General features: G+C 37.8%; 16 protein-coding genes. 8 read left to right on the forward strand and 8 right to left on the reverse strand.

What is annotated here, in order from left to right; translation table 11 throughout:
* Positions 1 to 350: 350 nt before the first annotated feature.
* Positions 351 to 797, forward strand: a complete 447-nt coding sequence (locus ABD005_RS08325) for a YaiI/YqxD family protein (RefSeq protein WP_343816905.1) — start codon at positions 351 to 353, stop codon at positions 795 to 797.
* Positions 798 to 863: 66 nt separating this feature from the next.
* Here the strand turns inward: ABD005_RS08325 and ABD005_RS08330 are convergent, their stop codons facing one another.
* Together ABD005_RS08330 and ABD005_RS08335 are read right to left on the reverse strand one after the other, a co-directional pair.
* Positions 864 to 1,718 (reverse strand): ion transporter, encoded by an 855-nt coding sequence (locus ABD005_RS08330; protein WP_343816907.1) that lies wholly within the window; start codon positions 1,716 to 1,718, stop codon positions 864 to 866.
* Positions 1,711 to 2,403 carry an MBL fold metallo-hydrolase gene (locus ABD005_RS08335; protein WP_215980611.1) on the reverse strand — a complete coding sequence of 231 codons (693 nt, stop codon included), beginning with the start codon at positions 2,401 to 2,403 and terminating at the stop codon, positions 1,711 to 1,713. The genes ABD005_RS08330 and ABD005_RS08335 overlap by 8 nt, the downstream gene beginning before the upstream one ends.
* Positions 2,404 to 2,600: 197 nt before the next feature.
* Between ABD005_RS08335 and ABD005_RS08340 the strand changes: the two genes are divergently transcribed.
* The 3 genes from ABD005_RS08340 to ABD005_RS08350 all read left to right on the forward strand — a co-directional run bounded on the left by ABD005_RS08340 (position 2,601) and on the right by ABD005_RS08350 (position 5,274).
* Entirely contained in the window at positions 2,601 to 3,944 is a 1,344-nt protein-coding gene (locus ABD005_RS08340) for a sodium-dependent transporter (RefSeq protein WP_343816909.1), read from the forward strand.
* 172 nt (positions 3,945 to 4,116) lie between these two features.
* Positions 4,117 to 4,746: an outer membrane beta-barrel protein gene (locus ABD005_RS08345; RefSeq protein WP_343816911.1), complete on the forward strand. Its 630-nt coding sequence runs from the start codon at positions 4,117 to 4,119 to the stop codon at positions 4,744 to 4,746.
* Positions 4,747 to 4,953: 207 nt separating this feature from the next.
* Positions 4,954 to 5,274 carry a hypothetical protein gene (locus tag ABD005_RS08350; RefSeq protein WP_343816913.1) on the forward strand — a complete coding sequence of 107 codons (321 nt, stop codon included), beginning with the start codon at positions 4,954 to 4,956 and terminating at the stop codon, positions 5,272 to 5,274.
* Between the two features lie 129 nt (positions 5,275 to 5,403).
* Here the strand turns inward: ABD005_RS08350 and ABD005_RS08355 are convergent, their stop codons facing one another.
* The 6 genes from ABD005_RS08355 to ABD005_RS08380 form a co-directional block, all read right to left on the reverse strand.
* Positions 5,404 to 6,972, reverse strand: coding sequence for a M28 family metallopeptidase (locus ABD005_RS08355; RefSeq protein ID WP_343817182.1), 1,569 nt, complete (start codon positions 6,970 to 6,972; stop codon positions 5,404 to 5,406).
* A 162-nt stretch (positions 6,973 to 7,134) separates the two neighbouring features.
* Positions 7,135 to 8,511 (reverse strand): DNA recombination protein RmuC, encoded by a 1,377-nt coding sequence (locus ABD005_RS08360; RefSeq protein ID WP_215980616.1) that lies wholly within the window; start codon positions 8,509 to 8,511, stop codon positions 7,135 to 7,137.
* Positions 8,512 to 8,662: 151 nt separating this feature from the next.
* Positions 8,663 to 9,634: an NAD(+) diphosphatase gene (gene nudC / locus ABD005_RS08365; RefSeq protein WP_343816915.1), complete on the reverse strand. Its 972-nt coding sequence runs from the start codon at positions 9,632 to 9,634 to the stop codon at positions 8,663 to 8,665.
* The gene (locus ABD005_RS08370) at positions 9,624 to 9,971 is read right to left on the reverse strand and encodes a winged helix-turn-helix transcriptional regulator (RefSeq protein ID WP_343816917.1); all 348 of its coding nucleotides are present in this window, start codon (positions 9,969 to 9,971) and stop codon (positions 9,624 to 9,626) included. Before ABD005_RS08370 ends, nudC begins: the two co-directional genes overlap by 11 nt.
* Positions 9,972 to 10,449: 478 nt before the next feature.
* The gene (locus ABD005_RS08375; protein ID WP_343816918.1) at positions 10,450 to 11,037 is read right to left on the reverse strand and encodes a YceI family protein; all 588 of its coding nucleotides are present in this window, start codon (positions 11,035 to 11,037) and stop codon (positions 10,450 to 10,452) included.
* 100 nt (positions 11,038 to 11,137) lie between these two features.
* Complete coding sequence (locus ABD005_RS08380) at positions 11,138 to 11,707, reverse strand: cytochrome b (RefSeq protein ID WP_343816920.1); 570 nt, start codon at positions 11,705 to 11,707, stop codon at positions 11,138 to 11,140.
* Between the two features lie 115 nt (positions 11,708 to 11,822).
* Here ABD005_RS08380 and ABD005_RS08385 point away from each other — a divergent pair, with 115 nt between their 5' ends.
* From ABD005_RS08385 to tadA, 4 genes are all read left to right on the forward strand, one after another.
* Positions 11,823 to 12,692 carry a LysR family transcriptional regulator gene (locus ABD005_RS08385; protein ID WP_343816922.1) on the forward strand — a complete coding sequence of 290 codons (870 nt, stop codon included), beginning with the start codon at positions 11,823 to 11,825 and terminating at the stop codon, positions 12,690 to 12,692.
* Positions 12,693 to 12,936: 244 nt separating this feature from the next.
* The gene (gene rdgB / locus ABD005_RS08390) at positions 12,937 to 13,536 is read left to right on the forward strand and encodes an RdgB/HAM1 family non-canonical purine NTP pyrophosphatase (protein ID WP_215980622.1); all 600 of its coding nucleotides are present in this window, start codon (positions 12,937 to 12,939) and stop codon (positions 13,534 to 13,536) included.
* A 37-nt stretch (positions 13,537 to 13,573) separates the two neighbouring features.
* The gene (gene hemW / locus ABD005_RS08395; RefSeq protein ID WP_343816925.1) at positions 13,574 to 14,731 is read left to right on the forward strand and encodes a radical SAM family heme chaperone HemW; all 1,158 of its coding nucleotides are present in this window, start codon (positions 13,574 to 13,576) and stop codon (positions 14,729 to 14,731) included.
* A complete protein-coding gene (gene tadA, locus ABD005_RS08400) occupies positions 14,728 to 15,255 on the forward strand; it encodes a tRNA adenosine(34) deaminase TadA (protein WP_343816927.1) in 528 nt (175 codons plus the stop codon). Before hemW ends, tadA begins: the two co-directional genes overlap by 4 nt.
* The last annotated feature ends 125 nt before the right edge of the window (positions 15,256 to 15,380 follow it).

The raw sequence follows: 15,380 nt of genomic DNA on the forward strand, positions 1-15,380 counted from the left end.
CTAACTAATCATACTTCAAGAAGAAACTGACTTAATACTTGGCGCATAAATAAGAAAGTCTCTGTTGATTAGGGTATCATATTAACTAACCTAAGCTCGGGTTAACTAACCTGAACTCGGTTTAAGAGATATTTAACAAATTGAAATATCAGCAAAAATTACTTTTATGAATCGCTAGCTTGATAGTTTTTCTTAATTCAAGGAGAATTTCGCGTCAATAGCTGGCCTATTGCAAGTAAATTTAACGAAGAAGTTAGGAAAATTAGCTGCTAGAGAAACATTTATTAAGCCGAGCTCAGGTTAACTAATTTTATACCATCAGGTAACGCATAAATAAGGTCAATATAACAATGAAGATTTGGGTTGATGCGGACGCTTGTCCTGTTGTAATCAAAGAAATTTTATTTAAAGCGGCTAATCGCACTAAAATTAGCACCACTTTAGTCGCTAACCATTATGTAAAAGTGCCTCCCTCTCCCTTTATTAGTTTTATGCAAGTTAGTAGTGGCTTTGATGTTGCTGATGATGAAATTGTAAAAAAAGTAGCCGCGGGAGATTTAGTGATCACGAGTGATATTCCGCTTGCTGATGAAGTCATTGGTAAGTCGGCTCAGGCCTTAAGCCCGCGTGGTGAGTTATTTACCAAAGAAAACATAAAGTCACGCTTAAACATTCGTGACTTTATGGATACTATGCGCGCCAGTGGCGTTAATACTGGAGGACCTGCGGCGCTGAGTCAAAGTGACCGTCAAACCTTTGCTAATCATTTAGATCGTATCATTACCAAAAGCCAATAGCGCCTGTAGAGGAAATAATACAAGCAAGTAACACAAGTAAATAACGCTAACACGCTCAACGTAACGTTAACGCGGCTCTTTAAGCACATCAGTTGTTGTACTTTTTGCCACTAACAAGGCTTTAATTTCTGCGAGTTCATGTTCTAATTTTTCAATTTGAGCACGACTTGCAGGCTCAGCCCCTTCTGGAGACTCGCCATGAAGTTCAGCACGATATAACTCATGCTCTTGTCCCATCACCTCTAACACGGTACCAACCATCATATTTAAAAAAATGAAAGCGGTTAAAAAGATGAAAGTAAGGTAGAAAATCCAACTCATTGGATACACTGCCATGGTTTCATACATAACATCGGTCCAATCTTCAAATGTTGCCACACGAAATAGCGTTAACATTGAGATAGAAACATCGCCCCACAATACTTCATTAATTCTATTAAAGAACATGCTGCCCATTGCGGCATAAATATAGAAAATAACAAACATTAACAAAGCGATATAGCCCATACGGGGTATTGCTTTGAGTAGTGCGTTAATCAGTATTCGCAGCTCAGGTATCATCGAAACTAAACGCAATACTCTGAAAACACGTAATAAACGTGCTAATAAAATGCCCGTTCCACCAGATGGAATTAAACTGCCAATGACTATAATAGTGTCAAAAATATTCCAGCCATTTTTAAAGAATTGTTTCTTTTGTGGATCTGCCAAGAAACGAATAGAGAGTTCTATAGTAAAGAAAATAGTTACGCCAACATCAAGCATTAATAAGATTGCCAATGCATTTTCACTAATACGGTGAGTCTTAGCGCCTATTAATAGCGCCGAAATAATAATGACGGCAATAACTAAAAACTGAAATACTTTACTGTTATTAACTCGAATGAGTTGCTGTTGCACACTCATAAGTACACTAGGCATGAGTTTGTCCTTTTACTTGGCTATTTACCGCACGATCACTAACATGAGGGTTTGTTAGGCGTTCATGACCAAAGGTGCTCATAGGTCCGTGACCGGGAATAAAGCGAACATCATCGCCTAAGGGAAACAAGTTATGACGAATAGAGTGAACTAACGTGGCATGATCCCCTCGAGGAAAATCAGTACGGCCGATTGAGCCACTAAATAACACATCGCCTACTTGGGCTAACTTAGATTGACGATGAAAGAAAACGACATGTCCTGGGGTATGCCCAGGACAAAAATACACTTCAAGGGTAATATTGCCAAAGCTTACGGTATCATTTTGTGATAAAAAACGATTTGGCGTAAAAGGCTGAGCATAAGAAAATGCCGTACCAAATTGCATTTTTTGTTGCTCAACAATGTCGATCCAAAATTGATCGGCTTTATGGGGACCTTCTATAGCTACATTATAGTGTGCCGCGAGTGCCGTAGTAGCACCCGCATGATCAATGTGTGCATGGGTTAACAATATTTTCTCTAATGTTAATTTATGACGAGTAATGGCAGCAATGATTTTTTCAATATCACCACCGGGATCAACGACAGCCGCTTTTTTCGTTTCATTACACCAAAATAATGTGCAATTTTGCGCAAAAGGTGTAACCGGAATAATTTCAAAATTTAGAGTATTTTCTGACATAAGGGTTTTATATAGCTACATGAAAACAGAACAAGGTTAACCGTACATGCACGGCAACGGGCTAGGATTGTATCATAAATTTATTTCACCAAATTACGAGTAAAATGTAACAAAACTAAAAAAAACTTCCCCTGCGTCTTTTATCTCGGTAAGCTTTGCCAAAATTTAACATCTACTGAGTAATTTAGTTAATTTCTATGGCTTCCACTACAACTCGCGACTCTTTTCATTCTCGCCTTGGTTTTATTCTTGCTGCCGCAGGAGCTGCTATTGGTTTAGGTAATATTTGGGGTTTTCCAACCCAAGCTGCAAATAACGGCGGTGGTGCCTTTTTAGTGGTTTACCTTATTGTCACTTTTTTACTTGCACTGCCAGCACTTTATGCAGAAATTTATATTGGTAACCAAGCACAAACTAACCCTGTTTCAGCACTAACTAAAGCTTGTGGCGAACGCTTTAAAAAAATAGGTCATGGTGCCGGTATTATTGGCATTATTGGCGCTATTATGATGCTAAGTTTTTACACTATTGTTGCAGGCTGGATGTTAGCGCATGCGTTGGCCTCAATTGCACAACTACTCGGCTTAGCTGATATTGCTCAATGGTTATCAACCTCAAGTACATTACGTAATATTGTTTTTACCCCTATCTTTATCGTGCTAAGTGCTGCCATTGTTCATCAAGGTGTACATGGCGGTATTGAACGTTGGTCTGCCAGACTAATGCCATTACTGCTTGTTATGCTACTTGGCTTAATTGTTTATATTTTACAACAAGACGGCGCTCAAGCAGGTTTAACTTTATACTTACAACCTGATTTCAGCCAAATAACAGAGCCAACATTAATTGTCTCGGCAATGGGACAAGCTTTTTTCTCACTTGCTATTGGCGTTGGTGCGATGATGGCTTACGGCTCTTACATTCCTAAAGACAAAAACCTCGGTGGCTTAGTTATTTCAATAACGTTGCTCGATACTTTTATCGCTTTTATTGCTGGACTATTAATTATACCGGCATTATTTGTTGCTCAGCATGGCGGGCAAGAGGTTTTCGCTGATGGTAAGCTAATTGACAAAGCACAATTAATTTTTAATATTTTACCGACCCTATTTAGCTCAATGGGCACAGGTGGTTTATTAGTGTCTTTTGCCTTTTTTGCGCTATTAGCTATTGCCGCATTAACTTCGACTATTTCTTCAACAGAGCTTCCGGTAGCGTATTTAGTTGAAGATAAACAGATGAATCGTAAACGCGCAACATGGATAATTTCGACGATTGTTTTTGTCGCAAGTATGCTACTCATTGCATTTTTCGATCAACTCTTTGGCTTAGTGATTCAAATATTAACGACAATATTACAGCCTTTAATGTCGCTATTTTATTTCATTGTGGTTGGCTGGATTTGGCAACGCGGTAATAAACTCACCAATTTAGCAACCCTTAAAGCACAACCTAAACTGAAACTATTAGGGTTTTACCTACGCTTTATTTGTCCGGTATTACTACTCATTGTTTTTGTGCACGTTGCTTTTCAACAATAAGATTAACAATACTGATAACCGCTATAAATTTAGCGGTTATCAGTAATAGTCACCCAAAGGCTCTTTGAGCAAAATATCGCTAGATATAAGCCCAGATATAAGCCCAGGTATAATTACAATACTCATTTATTTAATGCTACGACAAGCTCTTAATTTTACTCCAAGGATAGAAATGAAATCTCTCAAAACAATACTTATTACATCACTAAGTTGCTTATCACTTAACGTCTTTGCCAACAATGCAAATCAATTTACATACTTTGGTGTTAGCTTACAAAATAGTAGTTACGATGATATCAATTTTCACCCTCAAGTTGATACTAGCGCTTTATCACCGCTTGAATACCACGAAAGCACCTCAAAAACGGGTTGGAAGCTATTTGCAGGTCATCAGTTTAATCGCTACCTTGCAATAGAAGGTGCTTTAGCATCATTTGGGAGCGCTAATTTCTCAGTTACCGAAGAACAAGCAAATGGCACCATGAAAACACTTCACCAAGGTAGCTTTGATACAATGGGTCTTGATATACGAGCAGTCGGCACCTACCCAATAACAGACAATTTATTTTTAAAAGCACATTTAGGTGCCTTATTATGGGATAACGATTTTACTTTTTTAACTAACAGCTCCAACGAGCTTGATACTCAAAAAAAGTCAGATACCGGTGTATCTCTCACAACAGGGTTAGGTATTGCATACGCCTTTAATAATTCTGTGGCTCTTTCATTAGATTATGAAACTACAGAAATAGCTCATATTGCCACAAAAAACTTAGGCCTATCTGTACTTTTTCGCTTTTAGTTCATATGATTAAATGGTTGGAAATCGAGCTCATTATATGAGTGAAGTAGCATAATTTTAGAGGGTGTATCTTAAATAATAGGGATTGTGTATTTATCTTAATGCAAAACACAAAAACGTAATGTACGCCCTGCTATGAATTCAATCAAACATAAACTAATAATTACCGAGCCAATGAATTAAACGGATGAAGAGAATAAGGACATTATGAACATTAAAGCATACATCGACTATTTTAATGAAATTAAAAGCTTACCTCGAGATCAACAATTTTCATTACTATCACAAGCACGTAATGACGTTATCGATAACAGGGTGATAAACCCATTTACGTTAATTACTTTTGCTTTTCCTATTTTCTTTATTGCCTTGCTCAATACCGCCACTTACTTACTTTGGGGCTATTCTATTGTGCTAATGGTTATCGCTGTATTTATCGCTTTACTGATTTCAAGAGTGGTTACTAATGAGGTTTTAGATACGCTATTACTGAAAAGCTTAAAGCAAGTATTAGCTAAAAATTCGTAATAAAAAATCCTGCAGGCAAATGCGTGCAGGATTTTTTATTTATCAATGTAATAATAAGTGCTAGCTAACCTGATCTCGGCTTAAAAAATGGTTTCTCTAGCAGCTATTTTACTAACTTCTTCGTTAAATTTAACGTTTAAATTCAGAAGTTTTACTCCATTGTGGCCATTGACCGTTATTTGATAACACATAACCGATATCAAAGAATAACTGCATATCTTCTACAGCCCCAGACAAGTCCCAATCACTTGAGTACTCATCACATAAACCGTGGTAGCATTTGGCTAACTTAGCATCTAAAGTTTTTCTTAGCTCTGCAGTTTTTGCATCTGCCGCTTGTTTACCACCTTTTGCATACAATGCTGGAATACCAACACTGGCAAAGGCAAAGTGATCTGAGCGGTAATAAATGCCACTGGCTGGACGAGGATCACCTGAAATAATACGGTTTTGCTTTTTAGCCGCTTTAGTTAAGTAATTATCAAGCTCTGATTGACCTAAACCATAAACAGCGACATCTTTACTACGACCATTAACATTTAACGCATCCATATTAATATTAGCTACCGTTTTCTTCGGTGCTATTACTGGGTTAGCTGCATAAAATTTAGAGCCAAGTAAGCCCTGTTCTTCTGCTGTTACCGCTAAAAAGGTAATTGAACGATCAGGCTGTTTATCGAGTTTAGTAAACGCTTCGGCCACTTCAATTAATGCCGCAGTACCAGTGGCATTATCAACTGCCCCATTGTAAATTTGATCGCCCTTTTTACTCAAATCTGTGCCTAAGTGATCCCAATGCGCGGTATAAATGATATGTTCATCTGCTTTTTTACTGCCCGGTAAAGTGGCAATAAAGTTATTAGAGATTGACTTTTTAATAGTGTTTTTTACCGTAACAGAGGCTGTTAAATTGCCCATATCAACGTTATATCCACCTTGAGCCGCCTTTACTTTCGCTTGTTCGAAATTCAAACCTGCTTTAGCAAATAACTCTGTGGCAACTTCACTATTAATCCAACCTTCAACAGCAACACGACCTTTATTTAAATCATCACGTTGAAAACCAAACTGTGGACCAGACCAAGAATTTCTTACCACATCCCAACCGTATGACGCCGGAGCAGTTTCGTGGATAACAATAGCGCCTTCTGCGCCTTGACGGCTGGCTTCTTCATACTTATAAGTCCAGCGACCGTAATAAGTCATAGCATTACCGGTAAATAAGTCCGGGTTTTGTGTAGCATAACCAGGATCATTAACTAGCATGACCACGGTTTTACCTTTAACATCTAAGCCTTCATAATCATTCCAGTTGTATTCTGGCGCATTAATACCGTAACCAACAAATACTAAATCAGAGTTTTTCAATTCAGATAAGGTTGTAATACGGCTGCTGCCCATCACCATATCAGTTTTGTACTGGTAATCTTTACCACCAATACTTAATACCATTTCAGGTGAGGCTTCAATTGAGACTAACGGTACTTCTTGTAAAAAGCTGTCACCATTGCCTGGCTTAAAACCAATCGCTTTGAACTGCTCAGTTAAGTAGTTAAGCGTTAATGTTTCACCTTCACTTGACGGCGCTCTGCCACCAAACTTATCTGAAGATAACACTTGAACATGTTCGGTTAGTTGCTCAGCATTAATGCTGTTGTAGCTTTTTTCAAAAGAGTTTGCCGATACTGTGCCTGACATAACAGCGATGAACGCAGTTGTGCCAACCAGTAGTGAATTTTTAAGTTTATTCATTGTTATAATACTTTCTCGATAAATCAGACGAAACAGTATAAAACGTCTAGTGTAAGTTAACCAGTATGTTTTTAAGCTTGTCGTCAAAGCTAGTAAGTTCAGCAGGTGTTAATCACCCTGACTCAGCTTAGCCAGTTTTAACTCAGAACTTTTGCTATTCTTTGGTGTCAACTCAACCTTTTCTATTTTTTCAAAGCGGTTGGAAATTTTATTCGCTGAAGTATGAATTTGCTGCACATCAACCGCTGCTTGGTCTATATGTTTCGCTAAATTGGCAAAGCGACTTTTAAAACGGCTAAAATCTTGCCCTAAGTCAGATAAGTGTGCTTGAATAATATGAATTTGTTGACGCGTGGCTTCATCTTTTAACACCGACCTTGCGGTAGTAAGTATAGCCATTAACGTAGTTGGCGATGCCATCCATACGCGTTTTTTATTCGCGTATTCTACTAAGTCAGCTTGATGACCGTGAATTTCAGCAAAAATAGCTTCTGCGGGAATAAACATAATGGCGCCATCAGCCGTTTCATTATCAATTAAATATTTATCACTAATGTCATTAATATGCTTTTTAATATCAAGTTTAAACTGACGCATTGCAACTTTTCGATCTAACTCCGCAACCTCTAAGTCCATCATTTTACGGTAACTTTCAAGGGGAAATTTAGAGTCCACTACCACATTACCAGTAGGCTTTGGTAAAAATAATACGCAATCGGCAATTTTCCCATTTGATAAAGTGTGCTGTAATTTGAAGCTTTGCTCAGGCAGTACATTGCGAATCAAGCTATTAAGTTGCACTTCACCAAAAGCACCGCGCGAGCGTTTATCGTTTAGCACTTCTTGTAAACTCACGACATTACTTGAAAGCTCTGTAATTTTTTTCTGGGCGTCATCAATCAAAGCCAAACGCTGCAGAATATCACTAAAGGTTTTTGTGGTTTTTTCAAAACCTTCACTTAAGCGTTTTTCTACTTGACCGCTAATTTCTTGTAAACGCTTGTCGGTTGACTCGGTAAGACTATCAATACGTTTTGTCATTTGTTCGCTACTTTGGCTTAATGACTTTGCTAATTCTTCGCGATTGGTTTGTGTTGCGCTATTAAGGTGTTGTAATAACTGGTCAAGCGATTGATTTTGATTTTGGTTCAGTTGATCTTTTTGCTCACTAAACTGGCGTAATAGCTTAATGCGTAAATCAGCCATTTGTTGCTCAAAAGTATTCGCTAATTGCAACTTTTGCTTTTCTTGAATTTGTACAAGCTGTTGTAAAAAATTAGCTTCGGCGCTTTGTCCATATTGTTTAACTAACTCAAGACAATTGAGTTGTTGTTGGTTATATAACGCTATTAGCTCATTACGTTGCCTACTTTGTTTGATGAGCACTGTGCAAAGTAACACAATGGATAATATAAAAAATAATGCGCAAAACAAGAATGGTGATAAAGGGGAGCTCAATAATTGCTGCATAACAGAAGATGTCATGATTTGATCCTATATAGAAGAAAGTACGCAGTGCTTAATAAATAACGTTAATCAACAACAAAAGCACTGTATTTATTAACAGTATCAAATTTTAAGCTGAGATAATAGCAATTTGTCATTACCACTCTCACTTACTCCTCATGAAATCACATTAATATTGACCTATTTTTTTATTTTTCCAAGCATGAATTAAGTAGGATGAAATAGAATCTCGACTGCCGGTTTGAACATTATCGAGCTGTTCTCGGGAAAACCACTGGCAATCTTCTAAATCATCTTCACTAATATCTATTGCTGTTGATGTCGCAACGGCTGTAAAACCGAGCATAATAGAAGCAGGAAAAGGCCAAGGTTGTGAGGTAATATATTGTGGGTTGCTAACCACAACCTTTGTTTCTTCGCCAACCTCTCTAATAACCGCTTCTTCTAGGGTCTCACCAGGGTCAACAAAACCTGCCAGTGTTGAATACATGCCAGCTTTCCAGCTTGCTTGTCGCCCCAACAAACAGCGGGCAACACCATCAGAAAATTGATGTTCAACGAGCATGATAACCGCAGGATCCGTACGAGGGAATGACATATTACGACACTCACTACAGCGCCGCGCGTGTCCCGCCTCTGTTGAACGATTGATATTACCGCACTTTCCGCAATATTGGTGAGTGTTATGCCAGTGTATTAACGCTTTTGCTAACGCTTGAATGGCGGCATCAGCAGCAGATAAATTAGCGGTAACTTGTCTTAATGATTGCCATTGTCCTAATACAGCTAAGCTGTCTTGTGTTGAAAAATGTAAACTCTCTAAGTTAACAGCGAAAAAAGACTGATCGGACTCTTTGACTATATTGCTAGCTCTACTACTATCAGCACTGCTGTTTACACTGCTACCCGCATTAGTATCAATTTTCTTGCCTAAATAAATGCAACTACTCAGAGATAAGTTACTGAGTTGCTGTTGAGTTAAATATACCGCTTTGGTGCTATTTTCGTCGCAGCTAAAAAGCCCCATATCATTATTTACAATACAAAATAAGGTATTAGGATGATTGAATTGAGCTGTTAACCAGCGCTTATTTTTACGTTGATTAGTACACCTATCAAGAGGCATATTGCTATATATCATCTACTTTTTCCTGATTTATTTGCTGCGCCCAATACTCAGACCATTGACCTAATGGAGTAATAATCGCGAATAGCTCAACTCCCGTCGGTGTTAGTTGATAACCTAACGAGGTTGACTCAACCAAGCTTAGGGCTTTTAACTCTTTTAAACGTGTGTTTAATAAACTCGGCGATATTTGTTCACAACGCTGCTGCAAATCCCTAAAAGTTGCACTGCCTTTACTGAGCTGCCATATAACTCCTAAAGCCCATGTACGCCCCAATAAATCGAGTAATGCCATAATAGGTTTACCTGTTTTAGAGCCACGAACTTGTTCTCCGGGTATGGGGATCGACATAATATTCCTCTGTTATTAAATTACCGACAATAACGATGCTACTATATTAGTAGCTAGGTTGCTACTAATATAGTAGCACAAGGGTATTCAACTTACGGAGAGTTTACATATAAGCCAACATCTATAATTATTTTTAATAACAATTAGTTAACTTAAAAAAGTACTTTTATTTGAAGTAAAATGTTTTTTTTAAACAAGAAGTCGTTTAAATTACAGCCAAGTAACGCCACTTAAAGAAGATAATAAGTATACTTTTGAGGATGCATTTGAGCGGATTATATTTGTATACGAAAAAGGTGCTTGACGGTTAGAGGATGTAATAAAAGCAACAACTCAAGGAGCAAAGCTACCTAAATAAAGTAAGTTATTTAGGTAGCTACCTTAGCCATACTGACCAATGCTAACTAACTTGTAGCAATGGACAATAAAAACAAAAAAACCCCTTCCACCATAAGGGTATTACAGGGGCTTTTTTTACTTACTGCCTTATACCTTCAATGTGTAAGCCCATTTCAACATGGGTCGATGCTGGACCTAAATTGTAGCTAATATTATAGTCTGTCAACTTCAAGCTAGTTGTCCCTGAAAAACCAGCGCGGTAACCGCCCCACGGATCTTGACCTTCGCCCACTTTTACTACATCAAATGAAATCGTTTTAGTGACACCTTTTAACGTAAAGTCACCTGTTACAACCGCATTTTCAGCATCGCTAAACTTGATGCTTTTACTAACAAAAGTCGCCTTAGGAAATTTTTTAACATCTAAAAAGTCATTACCTCTTAGGTGTTTATCACGTTCAGCATGATTAGAGTCAATACTGTTAGTGTCAATTTCAATGTTAATTTTCGCTTGGTTAGGGCTCTTTGCATCATATGAAAAGTCGCCGTCAAAATGGTTAAATCTTCCTAATAGCCAGCTATAGCCTAAATGTTTAATTTTAAATTCAACAAAAGCATGAGCGCCTTCTACATCAACCTTATAGTCAGCCGCTTGTACACTATGTGCTACCACGCTACTAAATAACGTACTTAATAATAAGCCACTTGCTAATACTGTATTTTTCATAAAGTTTTCCTTTCGTTTGGTTGTATATTGATTGTGCATTAATAATTTATCGTTACGTGCTATTTCACACTAACGGCATTGCTGTTTATTTACTTTGCTCTTACTTTAAGCATTTATTACTGGGTAGTACTTTAAGCATACGCACTAAGGTATTATTTTTATTTATAAAATGATGTTTAAGTGCGGCTAAAGCATGCCCTGCACTTAATACAATAAGTGCCCAAGCCAGTATTTCATGAATCTCACCGGCTATATCTTCTTGGTTTTCAAAACTAAACGGTATTGCGGGTATTGAAACAACACCAAATACATCAATTGCTCGGCCATCAGCCGTTGAAATTAAATAACCACTTAACATTAATACTGCCATTAAAATATACAAAAAAATGTGTCCGTAATGCGCAAGACCCTTTTCAAAACGACTGGCATTATTGTCTGCGCTTTGTGGAGTAACATTAACGAAGCGCCAAACCATACGCAGTAATAGCACTATAAATAAAGTCATACCAATGCTTTTATGTAAATCTAACGAGCCTTTATACCAAGTGTCGTAATAGGTTAACTCCACCATATATAGACCTAAGCCAAAAACTGAAAATATCGTAATTGCCATGAGCCAATGAATAACAATTGCAATCAAACCATAGCCATTTGGTGAGTTTTTTAACATACCCGCTCCTTATCCCGAGTTGTTTACATTGCCATATCATAACCAAGTTATAGCTAGCAAAATATAACTATAAATGCGAAACTGTTGTGCATATTTGCACAACTAAAGAATTTAAATGAAGAATATTTCATGGGATGATTATAAAACAGCATATCAAGTAGCCCTTGATGGGAGCCTCAGCAAGGCTGGTAAGTCTCTAAATATTAACCATTCAACGGTACTAAGGCGTATTAACCAACTAGAGCAAGCGCTAAACGTTAAGCTTTTTATTCGTCATCAACGAGGTTATAAGTTAACCGACGCGGGCTTTATTCTTATGGATGAAATGCCTGAGCTATTAGCTAAGTTTGCTAGCTTAGAAAACAAACTCCAACATGTTGAAGGGGATATTAGTGGTGAGCTTAGAATTACCACTGTAAGTTCATACTCTCCGGTACTTACTTTGAAATTAAAGCTGTTTTTACAAGAATACCCTAACATTCGTATTAAGCTGATCTCGACCGATACGATTATCGCCCTAGACTCTGGTGAAGCACATATCTCGTTACGCGCTGGGCCTAGACCAAACGGTGTCGATTTAATTGTCAAAGAATTGATGCCATTAAATACTCAATATTACGCAAGTTCTGACTATGTTGAAACATATGGCATACCAGCAACACTTGCTGATCTGAATGAACATTTATGGGTATTACCTTCTGTTGAAAAGCACCGTATCCCCTTTGTTCAATATGTTCTTGGACACATAGATAAAGATAGAATTGCATTTCAAAGCAATAATTTTCCTGATATTTATCAAGCCATTATTAATGGTGTAGGCATTGGTCCCTTAGCTAAATATCAAGCATTAACAGACCCTACCCTTTGCCTTGTACCTTTAGATTTACCTAAAAAAGATGAGTCAATTTGGTTTGTTTATCATAAGGATTTAAAACGCAGTGCTCGTATCACCTGCTTGTATGACTTCTTAACAACGACACGTTAAGATTTTTTGCAATGTATCATCAAGATTACACTTTAATAAAATTAAAAGAATGATACACATTAACCAACTCTGTTTATCGCTAACAATGCTTCGCGATAAGGCGGCATCTAAGGTAGAATAGCGGCTTTAATTTATACGCATGTTAAATATACGCTTAGAAAATATACTTATAAAAATTTTCAGCTATTTATAATGTACAAACTGTAATAAGTAAACGCCCCGTTAACGTAAGGTACTTTCTACTATGACAACAATCGTTTTAGCTACTGGTAATCAAGGAAAAGTAAACGAGTTAGCTCAATTACTCGCTGAGCAAGGCATTAGCATTGTGCCACAAAGTGACTTTAATGTGCCTGACGTTGCTGAAACGGGTACTACATTTGTTGAAAACGCTATTATTAAGGCCCGCCATGCTGCAAGTATTACTGGCTTACCAGCAATAGCAGATGATTCAGGTTTAGAAGTTGATGCCTTACAAGGTGCGCCAGGAGTTTATTCAGCGCGTTACGCACAAGATATAACTCAAGGTAATGTAACAGATGAAGATAATACAAATAAACTGCTTAATGCTTTAGAAAATACACCTGATGATCAACGCAGTGCTCGTTTTCATTGTGTTTTGGTTTATATGAAACACGCACAAGATCCAACGCCTATTATTTGTCATGGGGTTTGGGAAGGAAGCATTTGCCGTGAAAAACAAGGTGATCAAGGTTTTGGTTATGATCCCGTTTTTTTCCAAGAAAAGTTACAAATGACCTCTGCACAGTTACCACGAGATATTAAAAATAAACTCAGTCATCGCGGGCAAGCATTACAGCAGTTAGTGCAGCGCTTAAAGTAAGTTATTAATCATTCACAACCTCAAGAGCTCTTTATTCATGTTAAAAGCACCACCATTATCTTTATATATTCATATCCCTTGGTGTGTTGAAAAGTGCCCTTATTGTGATTTTAATTCTCACGCACTGAAAAATACTATTCCAGAGCAAGCTTATGTTGGAGCACTCATTGAAGACTTAGATGCCGATATTCAACGCTTTAACTTAACAGATCGCCCTTTGCACTCTATTTTTATTGGTGGCGGCACCCCAAGTTTGTTTTCACCAGAGGCGATTGAGTCTTTGTTAACACAAGTACTCGCCCGCTTTACACATAAAGCTGATATTGAAATAACCTTAGAAGCGAACCCCGGCACGGTTGAAGCAGACAAGTTTGTTGGTTTTTTTAACGCCGGCGTATCTCGTTTATCTATTGGCGTACAAAGTTTTGCCTCAGATAAGCTCATCAAGCTCGGTCGTATTCATGACAGTAATCAAGCGAAAAAAGCGGCCGATTTAGCGACAAAGTGTGGTGTGAGTAGCTTTAATTTAGACTTAATGCACGGTTTACCAAATCAATCTATAGACAATGCATTAGATGATTTAAAAACCGCGATTAGCCTTAATCCAACCCATATATCGTGGTATCAACTCACCATAGAGCCTAATACTGCTTTTCATTCTAAACCGCCAACGCTGCCACAAGACGATATTCTTTGGGAGATTCAAGACCAAGGCGTAAAACTATTAACCGAAGCGGGTTATATTCAATATGAAATATCAGCCTACGCTAAAAAAGGTTATCAATGCCAACATAATCTTAACTATTGGCAGTTTGGTGATTACTTAGGTATTGGTTGTGGTGCTCACGGTAAGGTTACCGACACCATAGCGCAAAAAATATATAGAACCGTTAAAGTAAAACACCCGAAAGGCTACCTTGATCAACACCGTGAACATCTTGATCATTTAACTGAGGTTGATAAAAGTGAACGTCCGTTTGAGTTTATGATGAACCAACTCAGACTACATACCAGCTTTAATGTAATCGACTACCAAAATACAACCGGGCTAGGTATTGAAACCATTGAACCAACCTTACTCATCGCGCAACAAAAAGGCTTAATGGAGTCTAGCAATCACAACGGCATAGTACTTTGGCAAGTTACCAAAACCGGACAACGTTTTTTAAACGATTTATTAGAACTTTTCTTATGAGTGAATTAAATAAAAAACCATTAAATGTGGCTAGTGACAATCATGAAAAAGATGATGTGTACTTTATGCAGCAAGCTTATGCATTAGCACAACAAGCCGAACAACATAATGAGATTCCTGTAGGGGCGGTTGTCGTGTACCAAGGAGAAATAATTGGCCGAGGGTTTAACCAGTCAATTATGACTAACGACCCCTCTGCACACGCTGAAATGTTAGCGATACGAGAAGCAGGAAAACAGCTTAACAACTACCGTTTAATTGATTGCACGTTGTACGTAACATTAGAGCCCTGCCCTATGTGTGCTGGTTTATTAGTACACAGCAGAATAAAGCGTTTAGTTTGCGCCAGCCCTGACTTAAAAACAGGCTCAGCGGGTAGCGCTTTAAACCTCACTAATAATGAACAACTTAATCATCAAATTGAAACGAGTATCGGTGTAATGCAAGCTGAATGTAGTCAATTATTGTCAAACTTTTTCAAACGCAGACGTGCTGAGAAGAAAGCACTTAAAAATAAAAAATAACACGCACACTCTTCGAGCTTCAACGTTACTCACCCGCTATTTTACTCTCAAAGACATGTAAACGAACTTCCCCCAGCGGTGTAAAATACCGCTAAGTAATTTATTTTTAAGTAATTGATAGCTAA

The sequence above is a fragment of the Colwellia asteriadis genome, assembly GCF_039523295.1.
Taxonomy (GTDB): domain Bacteria; phylum Pseudomonadota; class Gammaproteobacteria; order Enterobacterales; family Alteromonadaceae; genus Colwellia; species Colwellia asteriadis.